Source organism: Chitinophaga sp. MM2321 (assembly GCF_964033635.1).
Taxonomy (GTDB): Bacteria; Bacteroidota; Bacteroidia; order Chitinophagales; family Chitinophagaceae; genus Chitinophaga.
On the sequence record NZ_OZ035533.1, the window covers coordinates 2,400,194 to 2,423,021 of the forward strand.

Genomic DNA, 22,828 nt, shown 5'->3' on the forward strand with positions numbered 1-22,828 from the left:
TTTGCCGATCATTGTAGTAGTGTTTGGGGTTCGCAGATAGAGGCTTCAAGTTCGTTGAGATACTCCCGGCACTTTTTTACTTTACTGTAGATTCTTTCTATTTCCTCATCATTCCGATCAATTGAAAATTCGATTATTTTCCGATTCATGGGGATATCGTCATAGATTGAAAGTTGTCTTAACTTTTCGCAGGCTTCAATGTAGAGTGGGTTCTCGGTCGTGCCCGCGTTCATCCTGTACATTAACTTCCGTTCTTCATCAACAATCATTAATTCCGGGGTATTGACTAAGCAGTAGGCAAGTGTAGCCTTCTTAGCTCCGGTGAGTGCCATGTATGCCATTAGCTGCCAGTAATAATCCTTGTTAATCGGCTTGGTAAGGTTTCGGAAGAAGGTGAAAATATCCCAGGATGACTTAATATCCACGATCAGCGAGGCTTCGTTTATAGACACCCCTTCGTAAAGATCCGGGGTGCCCATAATGAAATCATTCTTAAGATGCGTTTCGTTCTTTTTATAGTATTTCCTTTTAACTCGGCTAAAAAGTGTAATACTATCCTCCTCTACAGCTAACCCCTTTTCAAGGTATTTGCTGAATATATCAGTCTGGCGGCCGTACTTCCTGGATACATATACATCGATTAAGTGAGTTTTCGCCCCTTCGGAAAGTTCACCCCGATCCTTTGCGGCTTTGCTTTGAGGCTCGGTCATTATGTGACCGATAGACGAGCTGCGAAAAAGTGTTTTTGAGAAGTCCATCAGCTAAGAGATTTTAATTTTTCTTCGTAAAGCTCCTTCTGAAAAGGCTGGATATATTGTTTCAGTGCTTCCAATTCCTTAATGGTTGTGGTGTCTTGTATTAATAGTCCAATCCTTTCAGCTTCTATTTCTTGTGGAGTCTTCTTTGTTTCGTTAATGGTGGTTGAGACGATCTTGGCGTCGATGTCTTGTACATCCCCATCGGATATTTCACTTCCTGTTACGGTATAGAACAGCCAAGCACGAGCTTTCCGTGTTGCTTTTCCTATAACGCCGTCCGTCCCCATGAATGCATTGACCTTAATTGGGAAGTCAATATCCTGCTCTTCCGAAACGCCGCCGTACGTCCATTGAATTTTCATTACGATTGCAGCTGACTTTTCACCGACTCTCGGTAATTGTGGAATAATCTTCCAGGAAAGGCCACTAATGTTAGATAGTAAGTAACCAAAGCCCTCCTTTGTGATGTATGAGTTTCCGGCGATAATATTAAATTGATTACCGAAAGGCTGGACGCCCATTAGAACGGCTTCGACAAGGCAATTCTTAACCGCTTCCTCGGGGTAGCCTCCGTCTTTATCTTTGTCGGTTTTGAAACCAAGTTTGTTTCCCTGAAGTGCCATAATCGGCTTCATGTATTCAGGGGTAAGCAACTTCTTCAATTCTTGCACCGCACTTGCTATCATATATGCTTTTTCGAAACCGAGTAATTTTTCAGAGGTTAGTACTTCCAGGACACTATTATTTAGCACCTTAGCAACCTCCATTGTTTTGTTCTTTTCCATTTTTATAAAGTCTTTATTTTATTAAGGATATGAGTTTGGATTTTCCCGAGCATTAATCGAACGTCATTCGCAATCTGTTGCGCACCTTCAGAGGTAACTTTGGGGAGGGCTATTGCGATTACATTGTTCGCCAGGTCCTGCAATTTTTCTTTATCAGGTCGCAGAGATTCTTGTCTTTCACCTTCTTTTTTAGCCTCTTCTGCCTCCTTCGTGATCCGATCATTTTCGGCTTTAATTTTTTCTTCCGCGTCTAATCGCGCCTTTCCCTCTCTTTCAATCCTTTCTTTTTCCAGCTGCCGGTCATATTCAACAATACCAGCCCTCCGTTCTTGCAGGAAGGTGTCCCATTCTTCAGGTGTTTTGTAATCCAGGTCGTAGGAAGAGGCTATTGACCGACCTTTATAGGTTATGGAATTAAATTCTTTTATACCGCCAAGGTCAATAAGCTGGTTGGCTCGTGATGCAATGCGAAGGCTTCTAGCGGTTTCTGCCTGTTTCTCAGACTCCTCTTTGAGGATGCGTTCTTTCTCTTCCTGCCTTTTTCGTATTTCTTCCTGTTCCGCTCTGAATGCAGCTTCGCGCTCCTCTTGCTCTTTTTTAAGTTTCTCAAGGCGCGCGGCTTCTTGTTTTAGCTTCTCGGACTCCTCGGCACGAAGACGTTCTGTCTCTGCCTTGGCCTGTTCGTCTTTTATTTTCTCGGATTGAACAGCGGAGAGGAAGTCGCTAAAGGGCCTCTCGTCCATCAGGCCAATTTTTTCATTATCGATTGTCATGTGCTTAATGGAATAATTTTGCCCATCGAATACCATTCCCGCTGTTATGATCGCCGCTACACGATTATTGAACCTTTCTTTTGCTTTTTGTGCCTCTTGCTGACGGATGCGCTCTTTTTCCTGTTCGATTTTATCCTCTTCGGACTGCAGGTGATCTTCGATAGGGGATAGCTCGGATATGATTCTTTTCTTTTCGGAATTTACTGTCCGTTGCCATATCAATGCGTCTTCGTTCAGGTCTTTGGCAACTTTTTCGACTTCGATACGCTTCCTTTTTATAACCATCCTGGCTTCGTGGACTTCTTTAAGGCCTTCTTTATCATCCATGCCTGAAATGGTCATCGGCATATATTTCTGTTTCGCCTCGGCTATCCAGCTATCGGTTACGTTGAATTTTTGGAGTTCAGTATTGATTAATTCTTTTTCCATACTTTTGCTCTGTTTTTAAGTTTGTAATTTGGCATCGGCGGTAACCGGTGCCTTTTATTTTGTAATAGTATTTGTGTTAATTAAGTTCTCGCAGAACTGATCTGTTAGCTGCGATTGTAGGAAGTAGATATACGACCAACGCCCTTCACCAGGGATATCGACATTTTCTTTGTCTGCGTCTGTGATCAATCCGGTTTGAAACATGAAGAATTGTACCTCTTCAGCCGAGAAAGTTTCTTTTCGTACCTCTGCTCCATCTAACCAGGATATTTCAAGTGAGCCGATTGTTGTCATTTTCTTTGATAGGATCTGCATGGCTAGGTATTTTAGGATGTGATTATTATTCTGCGGCGGATAATTTTGCCTCTTCTTCAGCACACTTTTCGATATGCCGCATGGCCTTTGCGTTCGTTTCATAAAACCTCACTGGACTTACTCTTATTGGAGAAGAGGCTTTTAAAATTTGCATAGCAGCAAATACAGTAGATGTTTGATCTTCCAAGGCGTACCCCTCTTTTCCGGCTAAGTGTACAGCCCATCCGGCCCAACAATGAGTGGTGTTGCATGCGTGCCATGTGCCCATATCGAAAGCGCCAGGTTCTTTTACGGCCGCCAAAATCGACTGGTGGATATTCTGTATTACAGGAACCGTGAATCCGGCGTGTTGGGTGGTCTCTTTCGGTTCTTTTTTTTCAGTTTCACCGGAGCAATCGGAGCAACGGGAGCAACCGGAGCAATCGGAGCAATCGGAGCAACGGGAGCAACCGGAGCAATCGGAGCAACGGGAGCAACCGGAGCAATCGGAGCAATCGGAGCAACGGGAGCAACCGGAGCAATCGGAGCAACGGGAGCAACCGGAGCAATCGGAGCAACCGGAGCAATCGGAGCAACGGGAGCAACCGGAGCAATCGGAGCAACGGGAGCAACCGGAGCAACCGGAGCAATCGGAGCAACGGGAGCAATCGGAGCAATTCCAACAGCCTTCATTGCTTTCGTTGTCAGCCTTCCAATTTGGGCGCATTGCGGCGAACGTTTTATTCACGCCGTTTTCTGTTTTATCTTCCCGTTGAAGGAAGTCGGAGTATGAATCGTAGATTCTTGTCATTTTTATTGTATTTTTGATTTGAAGAATAGTTGTTGAATTTTCCGATTTGCTCTATTCTGCCCGGACGCGCCACGTTCGGGCTTTTTTATATAGAGATTACTGCTTTTATAACTTCGTAGGCAGACCAGGCAATAAGCCCGACAAAAGCCCACTGTGTTAATTCGATTAATATATTTTGTCGTTTCATACGGTGTTTTTTGGAGTTGCAATGCAGAAGGGGGAAGTAATGCAATCCTTCTGCATTGCAATTCTGAATTTGTTAGTGAGCCGCAAAGTGTATGCGGTTATCGCCCCTACTCGCTATCGAAAGCCACGGCTAAACCGATAGGGCCAAGTGAAGCAGGAAAAAGTATCAGCAAAAAACCTACTTCAAATGTGTTGTGGATCGTACCTGTCGTTCGCGTTTCCGACTCTCTCCGTAATTATTCTCCAGCAGGCAACGGCACCTGTTAATTCTGGTCGACACAATCCACAATATTTTATATTCAATGAACTTTCAAATTATTTCCAGCTGTAGAAACAGCCGGAGGTGCTATTTATCCCTATACCTCTATGAAAATGTCTTTTGGTAAAGCAGGGCCGGGATCAGCCCCGCATAACCTATAACTGCTTTGTCGTATTCTTTAATTCCTTTTCAACTTCCGGTAGGTCGTCCTTCCCTCGTACCTTCTTTCCCCATCCACCTCTTTCGTCCGGCTCATAATCACCGCCCAGACCACAGCTACAATAAGAATGCACACAAGATTTGCAGTAAGGCTGTCCAGATGTTTTATTAAATCGTACATGTTCTTTGTTTATGCGGAAGAAATAATTTGTAACGATGAATGCGATCAACACAATTACCGCTGCGGGAATAATAAGGACGTACCAGATCATTGTTCTGCATTTAGGGCGGTGATCAATGCGTCGGCATATATAACGGCATCATGGGCTATGTCGTCTGCAGCTGTGAGGTTATGCCTGCCCAAGGAGGCAATAAGCCCCTGCATAGCCCTTGATACCAGTTCTGCGCGGACGGAAAGACCAAAATCATTTGTCCGAATTTCGATCGCGCCGTTTCCGTGGTTTATGGATTCAATAGAAGGGTACGCCGGATGGTTTGGATCTATTTTCATACAGTAAAATTTGAAGCGTGAATTGATTCGATTTCGTCCATAATAGCGTGGTAAGAGTTTAAAGAGAGCTGAGCCAGGGTAGAGTATAAGTCCAGGTTACTTTCGTACTTTCCACGCAGCATCTTATTTCCTTCGTGCAGTAATTTTTCATTCTCTCTTGCGAGTGTCACGCGAACGGAGTACAGCTTTATTTCCTTAGAGGCTAAAGCGAGCAGTGTTGCGAGTTGATTATACTGGTCCATGGCTTTAATCTTTACCGGTGAAGAAATCCCGCATATGACTAACGAAACCCATTTTGTAAAGTCCGAAAAGGGCCAGAAGCGTACCGAGTATCATGTAGTCTGTTAAGGTTGTTACGAGCATGTTATAAGATATTAGACGTTATTAGAGATATTATTAGAGTTCTATTAGAGCGTGTCTTATTTCTGCCAGCACTTCTTCGTCAATGTCAAAATCACTTAGCTGGTATATTGTATCCTCCAGGTCCTGCGGTTCCGCGTCGTTCCTTTTAAAGAACTCTCGGGCTTTTGTCTCGTCTGCTCTGTGAGCTTCGTTAAGGAAGAAAGTAGGCTCTGTGAACGGCCCTTCCCCACGAAGGGTAAGCACCGGTATATCGTAGTGACTTACTTCTTCCGAACAATCCTGTATCCAGGCGGTGTGGATGGTGGGAGAGAGCATATCGGAGAATATTAAAGTGTTGAGATTCTGTTGTTGAATCGTGGTTTTGTTATACCGGTCACATTGTATTGCTCCATGAATGCCACCCTGTTGCCCCTATAATCTGTTGAGCGGCTTTCAAGCAATATTTCGATAGCTTGATCTAGATTATCGGCCAGCAGACTGGTGATGTGTATCAATCCGGACGGAACTTTCTTATATAACTGGAAACGATTCATATTAAGGAGTATTAAGAGTTAGAGATTATGTATCTGTTTATCTATTGCTGCTTTTTCTTTCCGCGCTTTTGCTATCACTTTCCCCAGCTCCGTCATCTTCTTTACTTTCTTACTTTTCCCGTTCACAAAGCGCCAAACAACTACACGGCTTATATTATATTCTTTACAGATAGAAGAGATATTCACTTTCTCAAACAGCTCCTTAAACTCTTTTCTCTTTTTGTCTGTTAACATCTCATTAGGATTTATGCGTATTTGTACTGATTGTCGAATTATCGTTTGTTGTATCTTTGTTTCTCGTATGTTTCTTCTGTGTTTCTCAATTGTTACACAAATATGAGAGAAATAAGAGAGAAAAACAAATATTTTGAGAGAAAAATTAAAACAATTATTGAAACAATGTTGCAAAAACCAGAAGATATAAGACAGCAAAGGTTTTTGGATGAAGTGAATAAGCTGAATTTGCGGTTTCCGGGTAGGGAGATAGTGAAAGCGACTGGCTATAACTCTGGTGTTGTGAGTGAATATTTGAATAGCAAAAAAAATGTTAGTGAGAGATTTTTGAGAGAGTTTTGTAAGGCATTCAATCTGGATTTTACGGAAATATTCACAGAGAAGCCTGCTCCTCCGGGCGATCCAATAAACAGGGAGAGGGCATTAATTAAGGTGTTGTATCAGCGGGTTGCAAAACTGGAGGCTGAGAGATTAGGGATTTCTGTGGATGATGCTCTGGACGAACTGGATCGCGATACCACGATAGCTTGGTGGGACTTGGAAAAGGAGAAAGGGCAGGATTCGCCACAGGCTGAATAGATTGAGTCTCTGTTTTGGTTGTTGGAGTTTTCTTCTTCTTCATAACGACGTTCTTTTACACAGGGATAAAAATACTAATAATTTTAGCAAAATTCACTTTTACTACGCTCTATATCTGCGTAGCCCCATTTTTCACATGAACGTGTTATTGGTTGACCTTTAAATAAACTCAATATTTACCCACTATGAAGAAACTATTTTTTGCCCTGTTATTACAACTCCCTTTATTTGTTTTTGCACAAAACAATAACCCTTCACCTGAGTTTCCCAATTTTCCCGTAGACGATCAAAATATGATATCATATCAAGATGTTGTGAAAGTTGATAGTGCTGAGCAACAATCGCTTTATAATGCTGCTAAAAAGTGGTTTGTAACTTCTTTTGAAAACTCCAGGTATGTAATTCAATCAGATAATCCTCAATCGGGATCTGTTAGTGGTAGGGGGGCATATAGGCAAATGGTAGAGGCAAATCCCAGAGCTGCTATAAGAGTTGGTTTAGACCAGACTTATACCTTTCTCATTTCGATTGAATGTAAGAATGGTCGATATAGATATGTGATAAATGATATCAAAGTTAATAACGAGCCTGCGGAGACTTTTGTAAGTCGTATGGTGAATAAGAAGAAACACAAAGCACTTGACTATGTTGCTGTTAACCATTTAAAAAATACATTTGGGGCGATTGAGGGTAATATTAAACAGGCAATGGTAAAGAATATGGCAAATGATAATTGGTAAATATAAAATAGTATCTCGCAAATGAAAAAATATATATTATATGTGCTGATTTTTATATCAGCCTCGTGTTTTGCACAAAACAAGAATATTAATACTCCTCAAGACCAGCCTTTTAAAGGTGCAAAAAAAATCAATTTAAGCTATCCAATATCCGGGGATTCGTTATTTACTTATATTTCCAAGTCTTTAATAAAAAGCGGATATGCAATATTGAGCCGGGATAAAGAGCTTGGTACTATCGCAACCGATGTGAAGCATATAAAATATATCGATTATAAGATGAATCTGGTAATTAACGGTAATAAGGTGATAATTACAGGGCAAGGGAATACTGGCATTGGCATTAGGCTCGGATCTGTTTATTCAGAGCCCTCTTGGGTAGACATCGAATACCGAGGGAAGGCGGATATGAGGCGGAGTGTATTTGATGATATGGTTCGGTTTGCGCAAACAACAATCCCGGAAACAATCGAATATTCGAGGTAAAATATCAAACTGTTTTTTTATTTCTAAACACTATAACTATGACAGAAGAGTTTAAAGTAGGGGATGTAGTCCGTATAAAAAGTGGTGGCCCATCTATGACGGTTGTAACTGGCGGAAGCAATATGATTGACTTGATTTGGTTCAGCAAAATAAACCAGAACTATTTCTATTTAACAATAAGTATTAAATGTCTGGAAGTATCCAATGCTGACGAAACTGCTCCAAAGGCATATTAATATCCCTAAATGCTGCCCATGTATGTAATATGTGTTATAATCAGTTAAGATGCGTAAAAAAGAGGATTTCAAAGCTGGGCTTCGCCGCCGGTATTTATCTGTGTTCGATGAGGTGCTGAGAAAGCTCAACGAAAAAGGGAAGGTCACTGAGGCTGAGATGTGCACATCCATCGGGCTTCGCCGCGCGTCTATATATGATTTTCGCGCTGGACGGCGGGTACCCACCGTGGAGCAGGTGCTTATTATCTGCGACAAATATAATTATGAATTAGAATATGTAATCCGTGGGGAAGAGAAATTTAGCGTTAAACGTCCTGCGCCCGGCGCTACTATAGAAATGATCTATTGTGAACTTCAAGACCTGAAAGAAGTGCAAGAAAAGCAAATGGGCGCTCTTCTCGAAGGGTTGATCAAGCTAAAAGACAAAAACAACCCGCTCTCGCCCGACGATTTCTTGAAGATATTAGGACAATAGTACCTTAAATGTAATTTTGTACCGAATAGGTAATTTCCCTTATCTTTGATAGGGATTTGCCGTTTTATGGCCTGATTGGAAATGTGATACATGGATCTACAATTATATTAATGTCCATTACGAAAAGATTAAAGGCCTGTTATCTTCGCTGGGCCAAGAGGCCAAACTCGCCTACCGGAATGTCCGAAACAGATATTTGTCTCTCAATTAAAATAGACGCATTCATCAAGGAGCTGCAAGCTGCGCAAGAACTTGGGTTGTCCGATACCAACGGATGGCTCGATTGCCTTATTGTGGAAAATGCAGCCCCGGAGGGTGGCGGGAAGTATTCTCACAAGTTAATCATAAGGGGATGACGGAGGAAATAAACGCCGGCAGTAAGTGCGGCCGGACGCCGGCGCCCATATGTGGCGACAGAAGGAATGGTAATATTGATTTTAGTACCGGTGAACTACTTCCTCGCCTTCGGGAGCATCAAGATCCTGAAAAACGGCGCCCACTTCCACCAAGCGACCGCCGTTCAATAGTTCACATGACCGAAGAGATTGAAAAGCTCAAACAATCCAGGTGCGTGTACCTGCTTGTGGGGGCGTTGGTTGGTTTTGGCGGAACACTTATAGCTGTAGCACTGGCTTTAATCCCCTGATCATGGCAAAGGCTCAACCAAATACAAAGAAGAAGGCAATAAAGAGTAAGGCAACACCCGCCCAGAGACATAAGGATTCCCCTATTGGTAAAATAGGGAACAAATATGCCATAGGGAATAACGGAGGCCGGCCGCCCATATTTGCCAACCCAGAGGAATTATCTGCAGTCGTTGACGCTTATTTCATCTATTGCGAAGGAGAATTTCATTTTGAAAAGCAGCCTCGGGTTAATAAAAAGACAGAAGAGATAGAGTTTGAAGAGGTAAAGGCATGGGATAGATACCCAGAGCCGTATACCGTTACCGGTTTGGTTTTATTCCTTGGATTTGCTCATAGGCAGAGTTTAGATGACTACGAAGAAAAGCCGGAGTATTCTGACATAATTAAAAGGGCAAGGTCCAGAGTTGAACATGGATACGAGAAAAGGTTGTTTCACGATCGGCCGACGGGGGCGATTTTCGCCCTGTCTAATATGGGATGGAAGAACCAACATCAATTCGACCATACTTCAAAGGGTGACAAAATAGGCCAAACGGATATGGGAAATTTGTCGGATGAAGATCTTGTGAAGCTGGCTGAGTTACAACTAAAGCTACGTGGCGAATGAAGTACTTAAAATACCGCGAATAGAAATATTGGTCGAGCTCTTTAAAAGAAAGAGGTTCGACCTGTTTGTTATAAAGGATGGACTAAAGCATGAAAAGCAAGAGCAGGCATTACAGATTCTCACGGATGACATTACAGAAGAGTTTGGATATGGGGGTGCTGCCGGCGGCGCTAAAAGTTGGACCGGGTGTGTTTGGGAGGTATTTATGGCGCTTGCCTATCCGGGAACCAGGTGGTTCATTGGAAGAGAGGAGCTGAAGCGATTAAGAGAATCGACATTTCAGACCTTCCTGAAGGTTTGCAAGACGTACGGCGTGGCAAAGGATAAGTACTGGACCTACAACGGACAGGATCACTTCATTCAGTTTTCCAACGGAAGCCGAATTGATCTCTTGGACTTGAAATACGTCCCACGCGATCCTTTCTATGAACGATATGGATCTGTTGAATATACCGGAGGGTGGATAGAAGAGGGCGGAGAGGTAAACTTCGGCGCCTTTGATACACTGAAATCACGTGTAGGCAGGCAATTGAATGAAAAATACGGACTAATCGGAAAGATCTTCGTAACGCTAAACCCGAAGAAGAACTGGTGTCATACGGTATTCTGGAAGCCATTCAAGGCCAAGGCATTGCCGGAAATGCGAAAGTTCTTACAGGCGCTTGTGCAAGATAATCCCTTCATCGACAAGGGCTATATTGATAAGCTACGGTCTATTACCGACAAGATTAAGAAGCAAAGGCTCTTATTCGGGAACTTCGACTACGATGATGACGATAACGCGTTGATTGAATATGACGCCATTATTGACATATTCACAAATGACTTTGTAGCAGAGGGCAAGAAGTTTATAACAGCCGATATAGCCCGTTTTGGGCGTGATAAGTCGGTTATTATGGTTTGGAATGGCTTCCGTGTGATTGAGATAAAAACATTGGAAAAGCAAAGGACCACGAAGGTGGCCGACGAAATAGAAAAGATGAGGACAAGGCATGGCATTCCCTTGTCTTCAGTTATTTGCGATGATGATGGAGTAGGCGGCGGCGTAGTCGATAAGCTAAGGTGCCAAGGGTTCGTGAATAATAGCACCCCATTGGAGAACCCGCTTACAAAGGAGCAGGAGAATTATAAAAATCTAAAAAGCCAGTGCTATTATATGCTGGCTCTGACGATTAACGATCATAAGTTATACGTAAAGTGTGATAATTACGAGATAAGAGAGGCCCTTTCTGAAGAACTAGAACAGGTTAAAAAGAAAGAAGCCGACAACGATAAGAAGTTGGAAATAATGTCCAAGGACGATGTAAAAGACCTATTGGGCAGATCTCCTGACTATTCAGATACGCTAATGATGAGGATGTACTTTGAATTGAAACAGAAAGCAAATTGGCAAATCTATTAAGTAGGATATTAGGGCCATCACCAAAGGAGATTCAGAATATGATGAACTCCTACGTGCAGCAATGGCTGGATCAAAAGGACCCTATGTGGACGCCTGTAACACCGATATACCCAAAGATAGACCAAAAGGCATCTGTTGATAAGGGGTATGTAAACAATGCTGATGTATACTCAATTATCTCTCGGAAAGCCCAAATGGCCTCCGGTATTCCGTTTTACGTATATAAAATAAAGGGAGAAGAAGGGAAAAAGTGGCTGCGTGAATACAAGGCGCTTACTTCCGGTGAAGTCGTTTCCTCCGAAGCTGTTGCTAAGTCACAGATCTATAAGGTGAAGGCGTTGCAGGAGGTTGATGATAGCAACCCAATAAACATTCTCCTTCAAAGGCCGAACCCAGGGGAAAGCCAAACGGAGTTCTTGGAAAAGTGTTATGGGTTCCTGGATATTACCGGTAATTCATACATCTGGAAGGAATCGTTATCAATGGGTGCTAATCAGGGGGTGCCTAAAGCATTATATACAATCCCTTCACAATATACAACCATAGTCCCTGATGGCACTTTCCCCGTCTCTATTGCAGGTTACATGTTCTTCCTGTGGGGAGAAATGGGGCTGAAGAAAGAAGAGGTTATTCACCTAAAGTATTTCAATCCAGATTACCAGCCGGACGGCTCTCACTTGATGGGCATGCCGCCGCTAAGGGCTGGAGCCAAAACATTAGCCAGGTCAGACAGCGAGGAAGATAGCGCAACAGCGCAATTCCAGCACGGAGGGCCTGCCGGAATGATTTATAATGAATCAATTCAACCTGACGACCAGAGTAATCTACAAGTAGGTGCATTGAAAAAGAAGTGGGAAGCGGAAACCTGGGGCAATAAGAACCGGGGCAAGATCTTGTTTTCCGCTGGTAAATTAGGCTATATCCAAACCGGGTTATCTCCTGTCGATATGGACTTAATCGAATCGGGTTCCATGACCTTCCGTAAACTGTGTCGCATTTTCAAAATGCCATCCGCAATATTCAACGATAACGAACATGCCACCATGAATAACATGGAGCAGTTCTATAAGGCTGCTTATACGGACGGGGTGATACCAATGGTTATTAAGATGCGGGATGCGCTTAATGCGTTCCTTTTGCCTGATTTCGGGGATTCTGGAGAATATTTCATTGATGCGGACTTCTCCAATATTCCGGTGCTGCAGCAGGACATGAAAACGCTCACCGATTGGCTGGATAAATCCTGGGAGATCACCCCAAATGAACGCAGGGAGCTGAAAAAGTTTGGCAGATCCTCCGATCCAAACATGGATAAAGTGTGGATGCCGGGTAATTTGGAAACGATGGAATCATTGGCAATGCCGATAGAGGATATATCGGCGGATGTAGATGCATTGGATAAGGCAAAGTTGAATCCTTACAGATAAAATAAAGATATATGGATTTTAAAACAGTAGAGAGGGTAGTTTCCCTGAAATCTTTGGCAGATAGGGCTTGTTATGCCTTAAGGCGTATTGATGATCAAATTGCCGATCAAGATCAATATCCCATGAGTGTTTCTGGGTCGCATGATATGGCATCAATTATTAAAAATGACCTTTCGCCCGAAGAACAAAAAGACGTGCTTTATTTACTAAGGGATAAGATCGATAAAAAACGCTTATGTATTTTGGGGGAAATTTCAGAAGTGTAATACTTTATTACCATACTATCACTGAACTGATTTTAAAAACGCGGTTGATTAATACCAAGATGAGCAGACCAATAGCCGAAACGCCAGTGCTTCGTGGTAAAGATGCACGAAAGTTCCTTGCCGAAATGGAACGTAATAAAGATAAAAAAGCAACCCCTGAAGAGAGGATGCGCATTAAAGTGAACTATGATAAGTTAATGTCAATCGCAACCTTCAGGCCATGAATAAGGCCAGACGACACGAATTAAAGATGTTGCGCTATAGGCGCCGATTGAAAAAATGGGGCTTTAAGGAAGCTGCAAATGATAGTCTTTATGCCTTTCGGTCACATGGGGCTCCATGTTCATGTGGGATGTGCAGCCACGAAAAATACAAACGGATACAAAAGTATAAAAGAAACCATATAGAGGTTGATAAATGAATTACGATCAGCTTATATCAAAACTTCAGAACAGAGAGAACTTTGCCTTTTCCCGTTGGGGGGATGGAGAGTTTAATTGCGTCCTGCAAACCCGACCAGGTAAATCGAACTGCGACGGTAATTTATATTATCCTGAATTAGGGGAAGCCCTGAAGGAGATAATAAATAGTACGCAGCCTTATTATCTGGGCATGCAACCATTAGCAAAACGATTATTCCCAGCTGTGGCAAATGAATGGTTGTTAAATGGAAGCAATTGGATAAATGCTGATATTCTGCATAATGCATCTCAAGAGGAGGGATTGGACCGACTGTTTGATGCAGTGAAAGGGCGCATGGTATTGTTTATCGGGCCAGCTTATTTACACCATATCTGCAACATGAACGATGTTATAATTGATACTGGTACAGCGAATTGCTGGACTAATCGGGATAAGATCCTCCTTGATATAGGAACAATATTAGGGGGCGGGCATTCTGATTGGATAGTGTTTATCTCTGCCGGTATGGCTGCAAATTACTTTGTAGACCTACTTTATAACTGTTACAGAGAGCTTCACACTTTTATTGACGCCGGATCGGTCTTTGACCCTTACTGTGGGGTTAATAGCCGTAAATATCATTCACATATAATAGAAAGAATTAATGCAGATAAAACAAGCAATTGAGAAAGCTGAACTACTAAAAAGCAATCTACCTGCAGTGGTAATTGCCGGATTAAAGGGAATGTCCTCGCCTCGTATTTGGCATCTGCTGAATAACCTGGTCCAAGGGGCATATCTGGAAATTGGTACATGGAAGGGGTCTACGCTGATCGCCGCACTATACGGTAAGCAGATAAGGGCGACCGCCATAGATGATTTTAGCCAGTTTGGCGGACCCCATAAAGAGTTCCTGGCCAATACCGCTAACTTAACCTTCGCTTTCTTAAATGGAGATTGTTTCAATACTCTTCAAATTGAAGCAGTTGGCGAAGGCAATGAGTATTACTTCTACGATGGGGGTCACACTGAACAGGATCAGTATAATGCCCTTGTAATGTATATAGGAAAAATGGCTGGCGAATTTGTGTACATCGTTGATGACTGGAACCATGAACCGGCACGCACCGGTACCCGAAAGGCAATAGCCGACCTGCAGCTACATGTAATTGAAGAACATGAATTATTCACCCCTGGCAACGGGCACCGGGAAACCTGGTGGAATGGAATTGCCATATTCAGACTGAGAAAATGAGGAGATGCGTTTATACGGTGATACTCGGGGATTATGACGAGCCGAAACCAATACCTATCCGGACACCCGGATTTGACTATATCCTGTTTACGGACAACGACAGGATAGTGGCCCCTGGCTGGCAGGTGAGGATTATTGCAAAGTGTGAAAATGTCCAACGGAAGCAACGGGAAATAAAGATTCTCGCTCATAAGTACCTGCCGGATTACAATTTCACTATCTATCTCGATGGCAGTACGGCAATACGCAGGGATATTGGTCATCTGGTTAAGTCATATTTCCGTGGCGGAATGCTGCTAAAGCGGCACCCTTCAAGGGATTGTGTTTACCAGGAAGGATTAAGGTGTATTGAAATCAACAAAGCGCCAGTATTGGCCATTGAAGGACAACTGGAAGCCTATAAAAACGAAGGCATCCCTGCCAAAATGGGATTATATGAAACCGGTATAATCCTTCGGGATAATAATCCAGAGGTAAACGCGGTATGCGAGGCATGGTGGAAGGAGTTGTTTAAGACTTGCAACAGAGATCAAATTAGCTTGCCTGTAGTAATGCGGCGAATGAACTTTACGCCCTCTGTAATCCCGTTTAATATTGCTCACATATACATCAAAGTGATGCAACATAAGGCTACTGTTCCAGAAATAAAGCCCATGAAGCCCCGTGTCTGGTATCTAACGCCCTTCTCTACCGAAAAAGACATAGGAGGCGAATATAACGCCCAAATAGCACGCGTTCCTCAGGATGACTGGGTATGTATTCGGGATGGGGATACGATATTCCTGACCCCCGATAATCAATGGGGTAAGCAGATTGAAGATATTGTGCAGGCTGCGACCGGCAAATATGATTTAATTGGATGTATCACCAACCGGTTGAGGGCCACAACGCAATTGTATAAAAATGAGTTCTCTAACGATCACAATATGCTTAATCATGGAAAGATTGCAAAAGAACTATATGAAGCCAACTACGATTCTATCAAGCAAAATAAAGGACCAGTTGCAGGGTTATTTCTCCTTTTCCCTCGCAGGACATGGGATAAGGTTAAATTCCGGGAGAAGTGCGACACATTTGATACACATTTCGGGAAGGAATTAATCAAGAAAGGGGGCAAGATCGGTATAGCCGAGGGGGTGTACTTGTACCACTGGTATCGGGCATGGTCACAAGACCCATTGAATTATAAAAAACATCTACTAAAATGAATGCCATTCCAGAATTAAACAATGATTTAACTGTATTGACAGATAAGGTATCATCACATATCAATACGGCAATTAAAATACATTCACTTCGCGGACTTTTAAATACGAACGAGGTATCTGATGGCTATCATACATTTGGTGAGCTGTATGATCATCGGTGCGTGTTGTGGGTAAAGCTATGTGAGATGCTTTTTGATATAGATAATGGCCGTGGTGAACTTAATAAGACATGGAAGAGTCTTAAAAATGCCGATGGTATATCTTATGCAGGATGGTTTATACTTGGATATGGTCATAATTCCGGCGAACAAATAACGTATCATTTACCAGTTTCATATTGGGATATGACATATTTTGCTAAAGAACTTGAATCGCATGAATTTGACGGCCACACATCGGTTGATGTGTTAAAACGACTAAAGGAATTATGACCCTGGAAGAAATTATCAATCGCGCTATCCCCATTGAGCCTTCCGATTGCCGGATAAAGAAGGCTAAGAAAGAGGCTTTACGCCTGCAAACGCAGAAAGACATAATCTTATTGATAGCAAAAAACTTCTCCCCAAAGCCGCCTGAGAAAAAATAAATGTGTACCTATTTGGTAATATTGTTCCAAATAGGTAATTTTATATCTGATTGACCACATGAGGAGCGGATTGTATTGTGTTGCTATGGGGTGGTCAAACTTCATGGCATTTCTTATTTCTACACCTGACAATTACTGCCTCTTTCTCATTTGACTGTAGAATTTATCACCCAAATAACTATACATGCAAACAAATCAATTAGGATCAGAAGGAACATTAAGATATGACAAGCAATTGCGACCAGTATTCCCAAGCAGCCAAGTGTCCGTATGGGGTACTTCCGAAGAAGCCTACAATAACGATGTAGCGCATCAGTTCAAGCTTAAAAATTGCTTGGGATTCCATGAAGGCCAAACTGTCTACGACGACACCTTTCAGGAAATACAATTTGTGCAGAAGAATGAAGATGGGACAATGATTCCTGGTCTACAATCTGAACAGTTGTTACGGGCTCTGATAGCCAGGCACAAATCAATGAATGCGAAATTTCCATCAAGAGAGGGGTCCTTAGCTATTACCCATATGGAGGCCGCATTACTCTTCTTGCAGGAGCGCATAGCTGAAAGAATGGATCGTGGAGTTATGGGACAATTGGCGAAATAACTCAATCGTCCCTGACAACTCGCCCCATAAAAGATCTTATATAGGAACTTTTAAAAACTGATACTCATAACAGATACTCCTGGTAGATTTGTAAAAAATTGATACCATGGTAAATACAAAAGGAAGGATTGAAGTATTTTTTAGAGATCCGAAAGATGATCCAGATAACGTGGAATACAACAAATGCCATTCAACCCTCTATCTTCTTAGAAGGGATATTTACACCTGTTTTGGTATAAATCCGACTACAGGAGAAAAGCTTACATCTGAGGCGCTATTCCCCGCCGTTACAGCTATTATGACAGGCATTGATTTAATCGCCAAATTCAGGTATGGCGATAGCGACACATCTAAATGCGGGAAAATGGGGGTAAAGGAACGGTTTGAAGCATATTGTAAGGATTATGTAGATTCTGAAAAGTATGAAATACTATTTCAGCTAAGAAACTCGCTCTGCCACTCCTTTGGGCTATATGCTAAATGGAAAAAGGAAGAATACAAATTTGTCTTAGCCCGGGACGGTAGGGTTCCAAAAATAATTTCAAAATCCAAGAGCGGGCATTATTGGGTAAACATAAATCTGCTCCATATAGAATTTGAGCAATCCATTTTGCAGTTTCATGATTACATATTATCCACCGTTGAGAATCACTCAAACTTCAATTTGATGTTTAGTCGATACGGCACGATTGGTATAGGAAAACAATAATATGATTAAAGATAGCGAATTGCGGATTGGTAATTATGTTGAGTACACGCGAATACAGGGCCGTATTAACCCGATTATTAGGTTATTGTCGGTCGGGAACAATTATCTGGATGTGAAATACACATTAAAGCAATCTATGAGGGAGGGCGTAGGTAATTGCATGTTTAGCGAAATTGATTCCATCCTATTAACAGAAGAATGGCTGCTGAAATTTGGGTTTATCGAAGATGTACGCAAAGTGTTTTTCAAGGGGATAATTGATGTTGAGCGAATATTGTCTGATTCGCCTGATTGGGAAGTGCATATCCATGGAAAAAGCATCGGCAAGTCTATTAATTGCGTTCATCAAATTCAAAATTTTTATTACGCCCTTACCGGAGAAGAGCTTGAATTAAAAGTAAGATTATGAGAAAGATACCAACGCTTTTTGTAAGAGAATTTGAATATACAAACGAAAGCGGCACACCCAAGCATGGTAGCAAATTTACCCTAACCGATCAAGTAGCCCCAGGCTGTGAATGGGTATTATCCGGCGAGGGTGTAGCTACTCGCAAGTGGGACGGTACATGTATATTGATTCAAGATCGCGAAGTATACAAACGTTTTGATGCTAAGCATGGAAAAACACCTCCTCCTGGATTCATGCCCGCTCAGGAAGGTGCTGATCCGATTACAGGTCATTGGCCCGGATGGGTGCCGCTAGCAGATTATCCTGATAAATGGATTCAGGAGGCTGTAGAAGGTTCTATTTGTTTATTGGAGATTCAGGCGGAAGGCCCTATTGGCTGGAGGGGAAACCCTATTCCAGACGGCACATATGAAGCAGTGGGGCCAAAGATTAACGGCAATAGGGATAGGGTGAAGACACATACATTATATCGTCACGGAATAACTGCATTACCGTCTTTTGACCGAACCTTTGAAGGAATCAGTGTATTTCTCCAATCAAACGTGATAGAGGGCATTGTATTTCATCACTCAGACGGCCGCATGAGCAAGATCAAACGATCTGATTTCGGGTTAAAATGGTAAAAACAATTATAGTCAAATATAACCCAAACAAATTAGTATTTGTTGGCGGGATTAATATGACATTGGTTTACCAGGCAATGAGCATGCTCCATATTTTGGGCTACCCTATTACAGAAGTTAGCCTGCAGTTGTTGAAATCCGGACCCCATAGAGATAGTCATATGATGGGGTTTCATAAGGCTGTAATCAAATGCAATGTATATGCGTAATGAATCGTCAAGACAGCTAATAAAGCAGGTTGAGGAAAGGCAAAAGCAATCATTTTTGTTCAATATTCAAATAGAGGGGTTAATTATATCAGGTTCCGTGAAGCAACTAATTATTAATCATCTATCACATAATCATGCATTCGGACTGTCGACCGAAGATCAAAATAACGTTGTTTACTTTATTCCTTCCTGTAGTTGCGCAGTGTGGTGTGATAATGGCGCGGTGACCCTGAATATATTCCAGGACAATAAACAGTTCCAAGACTGTGTTAAGCTGGCACTAGTGGCGCACCAAACGTTCTTAGGCGGCCGGCAGATTTCTGGGCATGAGAGATATAAGGAGATTTGCAAACAACTAAATGACTTGAAATGAAATCACTATATGCCGTCATCGCCCTAAATACGGTTTCTCTCCTAGGGGTAGGAATCGCCGGATACATGGCCATTTATGGCATAGGTAATTGGGGATGGTTCCTTGTTATTGGATTCATGACCGTTATAAGCGGTGTTAAATTTGGAAAAGAATGAGATATTGGTTAATGACAGTAGATTTCGAAGGAAGCAAGGCTACTTTCGTTAAAAGTGGTGATGGTCCTATTGAGATAGTATGTCGGTTGATGGAATACCATAGAGGAAAGATTATTTTGTTGTTTGCCCATGAAATTACAGAGACGGCATTTGTTCTATTTAAGCAAACAGAACAAAAGTGGGAAATATATTAAATAAGGTGATGCTTTTTGTGGAATTGACAATTGTGTAAAATGAATAGACAACAACGTCGGGAATATTATCGCACTTATTCAGCCTTTCAGATAAAGCAGGAAAGATATTGGCTTCCTAAAATATACAAAGCACTTCAAGCAAACAATGACGCGTTTGCTACGTATCTGATAAAGAACGGCACCCGTGACGCGCTGGCGATGATTGACCGTATTGTGACCATTGATCCAATAATAAACCTCCTGCAACTACTCTATAAGGTCGTTGGTTTGCGCAGGGGGCGTATAATTCAGCGATCGATAAAGGAACAGGTAAAGATAAGTAGGAAGGCGGCGACACTAGGATTCAATGAGCAACTGACAAAAGAGATTCAACGGTTCTTTGAATTGTTTCTACTGAACAAGTCAGTTATTCCCATCACAAACACCCAAAAGGAGGCTATAAGGCAAGTACTAGCCAAAGGTGTTGAAGAAGGGCTTGGGGTGGAGCAACTGGCACGGAAGATCACAGGAATGCCATACACGCGCAAGCAGGCAAGAGTGGTGGTCAGAACGGAAACAGTCCGGGCTTCCAACGCAGCAGCCGAAATAACCGCCCAGCAGAGTGAGTATCTGATGGAGAAAGAATGGATCAGCGCCAATGACGACCGGGTTCGTCGTCCTCCGAAATCACATTATGATCATTGGGATCTTGATGGGCAAGTGGTACCAGGTGATAGACCCTTCTTTTCTGGTGGAGAAGAGCTAATGTTTCCCGGTGATCCGAATGGAAGTGCAGGAAACGTTATTCAGTGTCGATGCACTGTTGCGTATACAATCGTCGTGGATGCAAATGGAAGGTTGATTAAGAAGCCATCCGGAAGCAGTCCTGCGAGATACTCGTCTGTACCGAAGCTACCGGTAACCGTACCAGACGTGGGGGTTAATTCGGATATTACCATTATCCACCCATCGCAAAGTAATATCACTCAAATCATAACCATAGGAATTAAAGCGGCCTTTTTTGAAAAATAAATTACCTATTTGGTAATATTGAACCTAATTGGTACATTTGCTGAGCGGGCTGATTTTATGTGATTCTATCTCTTCTGATTTTTTGCTTCGACCGCTAGAATTTATATCAGCCCATGAAGGCGGTATTGGAGCGAAAAATATTCAATCTTAAAACATTAGATGTCGATACCAAAACACGCAGTGTTAAGGTTGCTATTGCGGAACTCGAAAGCGTCGACCGAGATAATGATATTTTTTCTTCCACAGCTTTTGATAAGACCATAAAAGAGCGTGGCCCTCACGGGACCAACGAAATATGGCACATGGCCGATCATGGCTATTCTCTCACATCGGCATTAAGTAAGTTTTCAGAACTATACAAAGAAGGTAAATATATTGTTGGAATATCCCCCTATAGGGATACTAAGTTATGGCGTGATACTATCTGGCCGCTCTATGAAGCTGGAGATATTAACCAACATAGCGTTGGCTTTCGTACTGTGAAATCAGGCCAATACTCCGAAAATGTACGTGAAATTACCGAGGCCGCCCTTTGGGAAGGGTCAGCCGTCCTTTGGGGAGCCAATCCTTTTACGCCAACCCTAGGCGTCACAAAATCCGTTTTTACTTCAGAACAAATTGAGTCGGAAATCAAAAGATTTGACATGCTAATTAAGGGCATTAAATCAGGTCATTTTGATGAAGATAATAGCCTGTTGCAGCTTGAATTAAAACGACTGCAGCAGTTTACGATTGACCTCTCGTCAAACACCACTCAGCCGGAAGAAAAGTCCACTGAGCCGGATAGTGTGCAGGTGCTGATTGATATACAAACAGAGCTAAAACACACTATCACAGGACTTTTCAACTAAATAATAATGGAAGTAAAAGAATTAAAGGATACCCTTGCGGAGGAACTAAAACCGGTTGCTGAAGAAGTAAAGGGTGCAAAGAAAGCCGCCGAAGATGCAAAGAAAGCATCTGACACCGCTACTGAAGAAGCAAAGAAGGCTTCTGACAAAGCAGGCACTATCGAAGAAAAAGTAAATACCATTACCATATGGCAGAAGTCCAAAGATGACGCAGACAAGAAAAACCAGGAAGCCCTGGATGAGCTTATTGCCGCCAAAGATAAGAAAGGTGTTGTAGTAGGTACTGAGCAAAAGAGCTTCCGTAGCCTGCTCGCTGAATCAATCGAAGAAAACAAGGATGCAATCGAAAGGTTTGCCACCAAAAGCGCCCGGGAAGTTTCCTTCCAAATGAAGGCTGTTGGCGACATGACATTGGTTAGTGCAACCACTTTCCCGACAGCTGATGTTTCTATAACAGATCTTCGCCCAGGTATTATCGAACAACCCCGTAGGCGCCTGCATATTCGCCAGTTACTTACTGGTGGGTCAATGAGTGGCTCGCACTACGCATATGTTAAAGAGATCGCCGGAGAAGGTGCTATTGCCCCAACGGCCGAAGGTGCCGCCAAGCCTCGCTTGGATCTTCGGTTACAGGAAGTGAGCACTCCATCGCAGACCATAGCTGGTATTGTAAAGGTATCACGTAAGATGTTACGTGATGTAGCTGGTCTAACAACCTTCCTGCAATCTCGTTTGCCTGAGAAGCTGCTCCGTGTGGAAGATGATCAGCTGATCAATGGTGATGGCGTTTCCCCAAATATTTCCGGTATCACCGATGCCGGTAACTACACTCCGTATGCTGGAACAACTCAGGTTTGGGTTGAACAGCTGGTGGATGCAGTAACTCAGTTGGAAGATGCCGATCGTGATGCCAACGGTATCCTGGTCCGTCCTTCCGACTACGCAACACTGTTGCTTAATCGCGCAGCCGGCGGAGCTGGTACTTATGATCTGCCGCGTGAATTGGTTACCTATATCAACGGACAGCTTTATGTTGCCGGTGTACCGGTATTCAAGTCTACCGCAGCAAATCCGGGTCAATTCATCGTTGGCGACTGGGTACAGGGCGCAAACCTTATTATTCAGGAACCGCCTATCCTCCAGTTCTTCGAACAGGATGAAGACAATGTACAGAAGAATATGGTTACCGTTCGTATCGAGGAAACCATTGCGTTCCCGATTTATGGTAATGATTACTTCATCGTTGGCGATTTCTATACTCCGACAACCTGATCCTGAT

Annotated in this window: 30 protein-coding genes; 23 read left to right on the forward strand and 7 right to left on the reverse strand. The window is 42.7% G+C overall.

The annotated features are described in order from the left end of the window. Positions 1–8: 8 nt before the first annotated feature. From ABQ275_RS09265 to ABQ275_RS09280, 4 genes are read right to left on the reverse strand one after another with little or no spacing between them, the layout of a single operon-like run. Positions 9–758 carry a hypothetical protein gene (locus tag ABQ275_RS09265; protein WP_349318008.1) on the reverse strand — a complete coding sequence of 250 codons (750 nt, stop codon included), beginning with the start codon at positions 756–758 and terminating at the stop codon, positions 9–11. Further along, the gene (locus ABQ275_RS09270; protein ID WP_349318009.1) at positions 758–1,543 is read right to left on the reverse strand and encodes a hypothetical protein; all 786 of its coding nucleotides are present in this window, start codon (positions 1,541–1,543) and stop codon (positions 758–760) included. The genes ABQ275_RS09265 and ABQ275_RS09270 overlap by 1 nt, the downstream gene beginning before the upstream one ends. 2 nt (positions 1,544–1,545) lie before the next feature. Then, positions 1,546–2,745, reverse strand: a complete 1,200-nt coding sequence (locus ABQ275_RS09275) for a hypothetical protein (RefSeq protein ID WP_349318010.1) — start codon at positions 2,743–2,745, stop codon at positions 1,546–1,548. Between the two features lie 54 nt (positions 2,746–2,799). Next, positions 2,800–3,060 (reverse strand): hypothetical protein, encoded by a 261-nt coding sequence (locus ABQ275_RS09280; protein ID WP_349318011.1) that lies wholly within the window; start codon positions 3,058–3,060, stop codon positions 2,800–2,802. A gap of 260 nt (positions 3,061–3,320) precedes the next feature. Between ABQ275_RS09280 and ABQ275_RS09285 the strand changes: the two genes are divergently transcribed. Further along, entirely contained in the window at positions 3,321–3,815 is a 495-nt protein-coding gene (locus tag ABQ275_RS09285) for a hypothetical protein (RefSeq protein WP_349318012.1), read from the forward strand. Positions 3,816–4,722: 907 nt separating this feature from the next. On the opposite strand, the gene ABQ275_RS09290 is transcribed toward ABQ275_RS09285, so the two are convergent. The 3 genes from ABQ275_RS09290 to ABQ275_RS09300 form a co-directional block, all read right to left on the reverse strand. Next, the gene (locus tag ABQ275_RS09290) at positions 4,723–4,965 is read right to left on the reverse strand and encodes a hypothetical protein (protein WP_349318013.1); all 243 of its coding nucleotides are present in this window, start codon (positions 4,963–4,965) and stop codon (positions 4,723–4,725) included. Between the two features lie 396 nt (positions 4,966–5,361). Beyond that, positions 5,362–5,643 carry a hypothetical protein gene (locus ABQ275_RS09295; protein ID WP_349318014.1) on the reverse strand — a complete coding sequence of 94 codons (282 nt, stop codon included), beginning with the start codon at positions 5,641–5,643 and terminating at the stop codon, positions 5,362–5,364. A 236-nt stretch (positions 5,644–5,879) separates the two neighbouring features. Further along, on the reverse strand, positions 5,880–6,095 hold the full coding sequence (locus tag ABQ275_RS09300; RefSeq protein ID WP_349318015.1) for a hypothetical protein: 216 nt from the start codon (positions 6,093–6,095) through the stop codon (positions 5,880–5,882). 102 nt (positions 6,096–6,197) lie between these two features. Between ABQ275_RS09300 and ABQ275_RS09305 the strand changes: the two genes are divergently transcribed. From ABQ275_RS09305 to ABQ275_RS09410, 22 genes are all read left to right on the forward strand, one after another. Next, the gene (locus ABQ275_RS09305) at positions 6,198–6,674 is read left to right on the forward strand and encodes a hypothetical protein (RefSeq protein ID WP_349318016.1); all 477 of its coding nucleotides are present in this window, start codon (positions 6,198–6,200) and stop codon (positions 6,672–6,674) included. A gap of 185 nt (positions 6,675–6,859) precedes the next feature. Beyond that, entirely contained in the window at positions 6,860–7,414 is a 555-nt protein-coding gene (locus ABQ275_RS09310) for a DUF4468 domain-containing protein (RefSeq protein ID WP_349318017.1), read from the forward strand. Positions 7,415–7,435: 21 nt separating this feature from the next. Continuing rightward, a complete protein-coding gene (locus ABQ275_RS09315; protein WP_349318018.1) occupies positions 7,436–7,900 on the forward strand; it encodes a hypothetical protein in 465 nt (154 codons plus the stop codon). 38 nt (positions 7,901–7,938) lie between these two features. Continuing rightward, positions 7,939–8,136, forward strand: a complete 198-nt coding sequence (locus ABQ275_RS09320; protein WP_349318019.1) for a DUF2158 domain-containing protein — start codon at positions 7,939–7,941, stop codon at positions 8,134–8,136. A 49-nt stretch (positions 8,137–8,185) separates the two neighbouring features. Continuing rightward, positions 8,186–8,611 (forward strand): helix-turn-helix transcriptional regulator, encoded by a 426-nt coding sequence (locus ABQ275_RS09325; protein WP_349318020.1) that lies wholly within the window; start codon positions 8,186–8,188, stop codon positions 8,609–8,611. 648 nt (positions 8,612–9,259) lie between these two features. After that, a complete protein-coding gene (locus ABQ275_RS09330) occupies positions 9,260–9,865 on the forward strand; it encodes a DNA-packaging protein (protein WP_349318021.1) in 606 nt (201 codons plus the stop codon). After that, positions 9,855–11,267, forward strand: a complete 1,413-nt coding sequence (locus tag ABQ275_RS09335; RefSeq protein WP_349318022.1) for a phage terminase large subunit — start codon at positions 9,855–9,857, stop codon at positions 11,265–11,267. Before ABQ275_RS09330 ends, ABQ275_RS09335 begins: the two co-directional genes overlap by 11 nt. A gap of 38 nt (positions 11,268–11,305) precedes the next feature. Then, the gene (locus ABQ275_RS09340) at positions 11,306–12,694 is read left to right on the forward strand and encodes a phage portal protein (protein ID WP_349318023.1); all 1,389 of its coding nucleotides are present in this window, start codon (positions 11,306–11,308) and stop codon (positions 12,692–12,694) included. A gap of 11 nt (positions 12,695–12,705) precedes the next feature. Further along, positions 12,706–12,960 (forward strand): hypothetical protein, encoded by a 255-nt coding sequence (locus tag ABQ275_RS09345; protein WP_349318024.1) that lies wholly within the window; start codon positions 12,706–12,708, stop codon positions 12,958–12,960. Between the two features lie 417 nt (positions 12,961–13,377). Beyond that, positions 13,378–14,049: a hypothetical protein gene (locus tag ABQ275_RS09350; protein WP_349318025.1), complete on the forward strand. Its 672-nt coding sequence runs from the start codon at positions 13,378–13,380 to the stop codon at positions 14,047–14,049. Positions 14,050–14,107: 58 nt separating this feature from the next. After that, complete coding sequence (locus tag ABQ275_RS09355; protein ID WP_349318026.1) at positions 14,108–14,617, forward strand: hypothetical protein; 510 nt, start codon at positions 14,108–14,110, stop codon at positions 14,615–14,617. Beyond that, entirely contained in the window at positions 14,614–15,825 is a 1,212-nt protein-coding gene (locus ABQ275_RS09360) for a glycosyltransferase domain-containing protein (RefSeq protein ID WP_349318027.1), read from the forward strand. Before ABQ275_RS09355 ends, ABQ275_RS09360 begins: the two co-directional genes overlap by 4 nt. Beyond that, positions 15,822–16,256: a hypothetical protein gene (locus ABQ275_RS09365; RefSeq protein ID WP_349318028.1), complete on the forward strand. Its 435-nt coding sequence runs from the start codon at positions 15,822–15,824 to the stop codon at positions 16,254–16,256. Before ABQ275_RS09360 ends, ABQ275_RS09365 begins: the two co-directional genes overlap by 4 nt. After that, positions 16,253–16,411, forward strand: a complete 159-nt coding sequence (locus ABQ275_RS09370; protein WP_349318029.1) for a hypothetical protein — start codon at positions 16,253–16,255, stop codon at positions 16,409–16,411. The genes ABQ275_RS09365 and ABQ275_RS09370 overlap by 4 nt, the downstream gene beginning before the upstream one ends. A 184-nt stretch (positions 16,412–16,595) precedes the next feature. Next, the gene (locus tag ABQ275_RS09375) at positions 16,596–17,015 is read left to right on the forward strand and encodes a hypothetical protein (protein ID WP_349318030.1); all 420 of its coding nucleotides are present in this window, start codon (positions 16,596–16,598) and stop codon (positions 17,013–17,015) included. Positions 17,016–17,121: 106 nt separating this feature from the next. Next, complete coding sequence (locus ABQ275_RS09380) at positions 17,122–17,724, forward strand: hypothetical protein (RefSeq protein ID WP_349318031.1); 603 nt, start codon at positions 17,122–17,124, stop codon at positions 17,722–17,724. 1 nt (position 17,725) lies between these two features. Continuing rightward, positions 17,726–18,133 carry a hypothetical protein gene (locus ABQ275_RS09385; protein ID WP_349318032.1) on the forward strand — a complete coding sequence of 136 codons (408 nt, stop codon included), beginning with the start codon at positions 17,726–17,728 and terminating at the stop codon, positions 18,131–18,133. Then, complete coding sequence (locus tag ABQ275_RS09390) at positions 18,130–18,756, forward strand: DUF5565 family protein (protein WP_349318033.1); 627 nt, start codon at positions 18,130–18,132, stop codon at positions 18,754–18,756. The genes ABQ275_RS09385 and ABQ275_RS09390 overlap by 4 nt, the downstream gene beginning before the upstream one ends. Positions 18,757–19,489: 733 nt before the next feature. Next, complete coding sequence (locus tag ABQ275_RS09395; RefSeq protein ID WP_349318034.1) at positions 19,490–19,687, forward strand: hypothetical protein; 198 nt, start codon at positions 19,490–19,492, stop codon at positions 19,685–19,687. A 39-nt stretch (positions 19,688–19,726) separates the two neighbouring features. Beyond that, positions 19,727–20,698, forward strand: coding sequence for a phage minor head protein (locus ABQ275_RS09400; protein ID WP_349318035.1), 972 nt, complete (start codon positions 19,727–19,729; stop codon positions 20,696–20,698). Between the two features lie 113 nt (positions 20,699–20,811). Next, a complete protein-coding gene (locus ABQ275_RS09405) occupies positions 20,812–21,549 on the forward strand; it encodes an HK97 family phage prohead protease (RefSeq protein ID WP_349318036.1) in 738 nt (245 codons plus the stop codon). 6 nt (positions 21,550–21,555) lie between these two features. Continuing rightward, positions 21,556–22,821: a phage major capsid protein gene (locus ABQ275_RS09410; protein WP_349318037.1), complete on the forward strand. Its 1,266-nt coding sequence runs from the start codon at positions 21,556–21,558 to the stop codon at positions 22,819–22,821. The last annotated feature ends 7 nt before the right edge of the window (positions 22,822–22,828 follow it).

Bases quoted from the DNA above. Each gene is read 5' to 3' on its own strand.
- ABQ275_RS09290 (WP_349318013.1), bottom strand. From the start codon at position 4,965: ATGAAAATAGATCCAAACCATCCGGCGTACCCTTCTATTGAATCCATA.
- ABQ275_RS09375 (WP_349318030.1), top strand. From the start codon at position 16,596: ATGCAAACAAATCAATTAGGATCAGAAGGAACATTAAGATATGACAAG.
- ABQ275_RS09315 (WP_349318018.1), top strand. From the start codon at position 7,436: ATGAAAAAATATATATTATATGTGCTGATTTTTATATCAGCCTCGTGT.
- ABQ275_RS09310 (WP_349318017.1), top strand. From the start codon at position 6,860: ATGAAGAAACTATTTTTTGCCCTGTTATTACAACTCCCTTTATTTGTT.
- ABQ275_RS09340 (WP_349318023.1), top strand. From the start codon at position 11,306: ATGATGAACTCCTACGTGCAGCAATGGCTGGATCAAAAGGACCCTATG.
- ABQ275_RS09295 (WP_349318014.1), bottom strand. From the start codon at position 5,643: ATGCTCTCTCCCACCATCCACACCGCCTGGATACAGGATTGTTCGGAA.
- ABQ275_RS09360 (WP_349318027.1), top strand. From the start codon at position 14,614: ATGAGGAGATGCGTTTATACGGTGATACTCGGGGATTATGACGAGCCG.
- ABQ275_RS09410 (WP_349318037.1), top strand. From the start codon at position 21,556: ATGGAAGTAAAAGAATTAAAGGATACCCTTGCGGAGGAACTAAAACCG.
- ABQ275_RS09265 (WP_349318008.1), bottom strand. From the start codon at position 758: ATGGACTTCTCAAAAACACTTTTTCGCAGCTCGTCTATCGGTCACATA.
- ABQ275_RS09320 (WP_349318019.1), top strand. From the start codon at position 7,939: ATGACAGAAGAGTTTAAAGTAGGGGATGTAGTCCGTATAAAAAGTGGT.
- ABQ275_RS09345 (WP_349318024.1), top strand. From the start codon at position 12,706: ATGGATTTTAAAACAGTAGAGAGGGTAGTTTCCCTGAAATCTTTGGCA.
- ABQ275_RS09275 (WP_349318010.1), bottom strand. From the start codon at position 2,745: ATGGAAAAAGAATTAATCAATACTGAACTCCAAAAATTCAACGTAACC.
- ABQ275_RS09325 (WP_349318020.1), top strand. From the start codon at position 8,186: ATGCGTAAAAAAGAGGATTTCAAAGCTGGGCTTCGCCGCCGGTATTTA.
- ABQ275_RS09400 (WP_349318035.1), top strand. From the start codon at position 19,727: ATGAATAGACAACAACGTCGGGAATATTATCGCACTTATTCAGCCTTT.
- ABQ275_RS09365 (WP_349318028.1), top strand. From the start codon at position 15,822: ATGAATGCCATTCCAGAATTAAACAATGATTTAACTGTATTGACAGAT.
- ABQ275_RS09350 (WP_349318025.1), top strand. From the start codon at position 13,378: ATGAATTACGATCAGCTTATATCAAAACTTCAGAACAGAGAGAACTTT.
- ABQ275_RS09330 (WP_349318021.1), top strand. From the start codon at position 9,260: ATGGCAAAGGCTCAACCAAATACAAAGAAGAAGGCAATAAAGAGTAAG.
- ABQ275_RS09385 (WP_349318032.1), top strand. From the start codon at position 17,726: ATGATTAAAGATAGCGAATTGCGGATTGGTAATTATGTTGAGTACACG.
- ABQ275_RS09380 (WP_349318031.1), top strand. From the start codon at position 17,122: ATGGTAAATACAAAAGGAAGGATTGAAGTATTTTTTAGAGATCCGAAA.
- ABQ275_RS09300 (WP_349318015.1), bottom strand. From the start codon at position 6,095: ATGTTAACAGACAAAAAGAGAAAAGAGTTTAAGGAGCTGTTTGAGAAA.
- ABQ275_RS09270 (WP_349318009.1), bottom strand. From the start codon at position 1,543: ATGGAAAAGAACAAAACAATGGAGGTTGCTAAGGTGCTAAATAATAGT.
- ABQ275_RS09280 (WP_349318011.1), bottom strand. From the start codon at position 3,060: ATGCAGATCCTATCAAAGAAAATGACAACAATCGGCTCACTTGAAATA.
- ABQ275_RS09305 (WP_349318016.1), top strand. From the start codon at position 6,198: ATGAGAGAAATAAGAGAGAAAAACAAATATTTTGAGAGAAAAATTAAA.
- ABQ275_RS09405 (WP_349318036.1), top strand. From the start codon at position 20,812: ATGAAGGCGGTATTGGAGCGAAAAATATTCAATCTTAAAACATTAGAT.
- ABQ275_RS09395 (WP_349318034.1), top strand. From the start codon at position 19,490: ATGAGATATTGGTTAATGACAGTAGATTTCGAAGGAAGCAAGGCTACT.
- ABQ275_RS09355 (WP_349318026.1), top strand. From the start codon at position 14,108: ATGTCCTCGCCTCGTATTTGGCATCTGCTGAATAACCTGGTCCAAGGG.
- ABQ275_RS09390 (WP_349318033.1), top strand. From the start codon at position 18,130: ATGAGAAAGATACCAACGCTTTTTGTAAGAGAATTTGAATATACAAAC.
- ABQ275_RS09370 (WP_349318029.1), top strand. From the start codon at position 16,253: ATGACCCTGGAAGAAATTATCAATCGCGCTATCCCCATTGAGCCTTCC.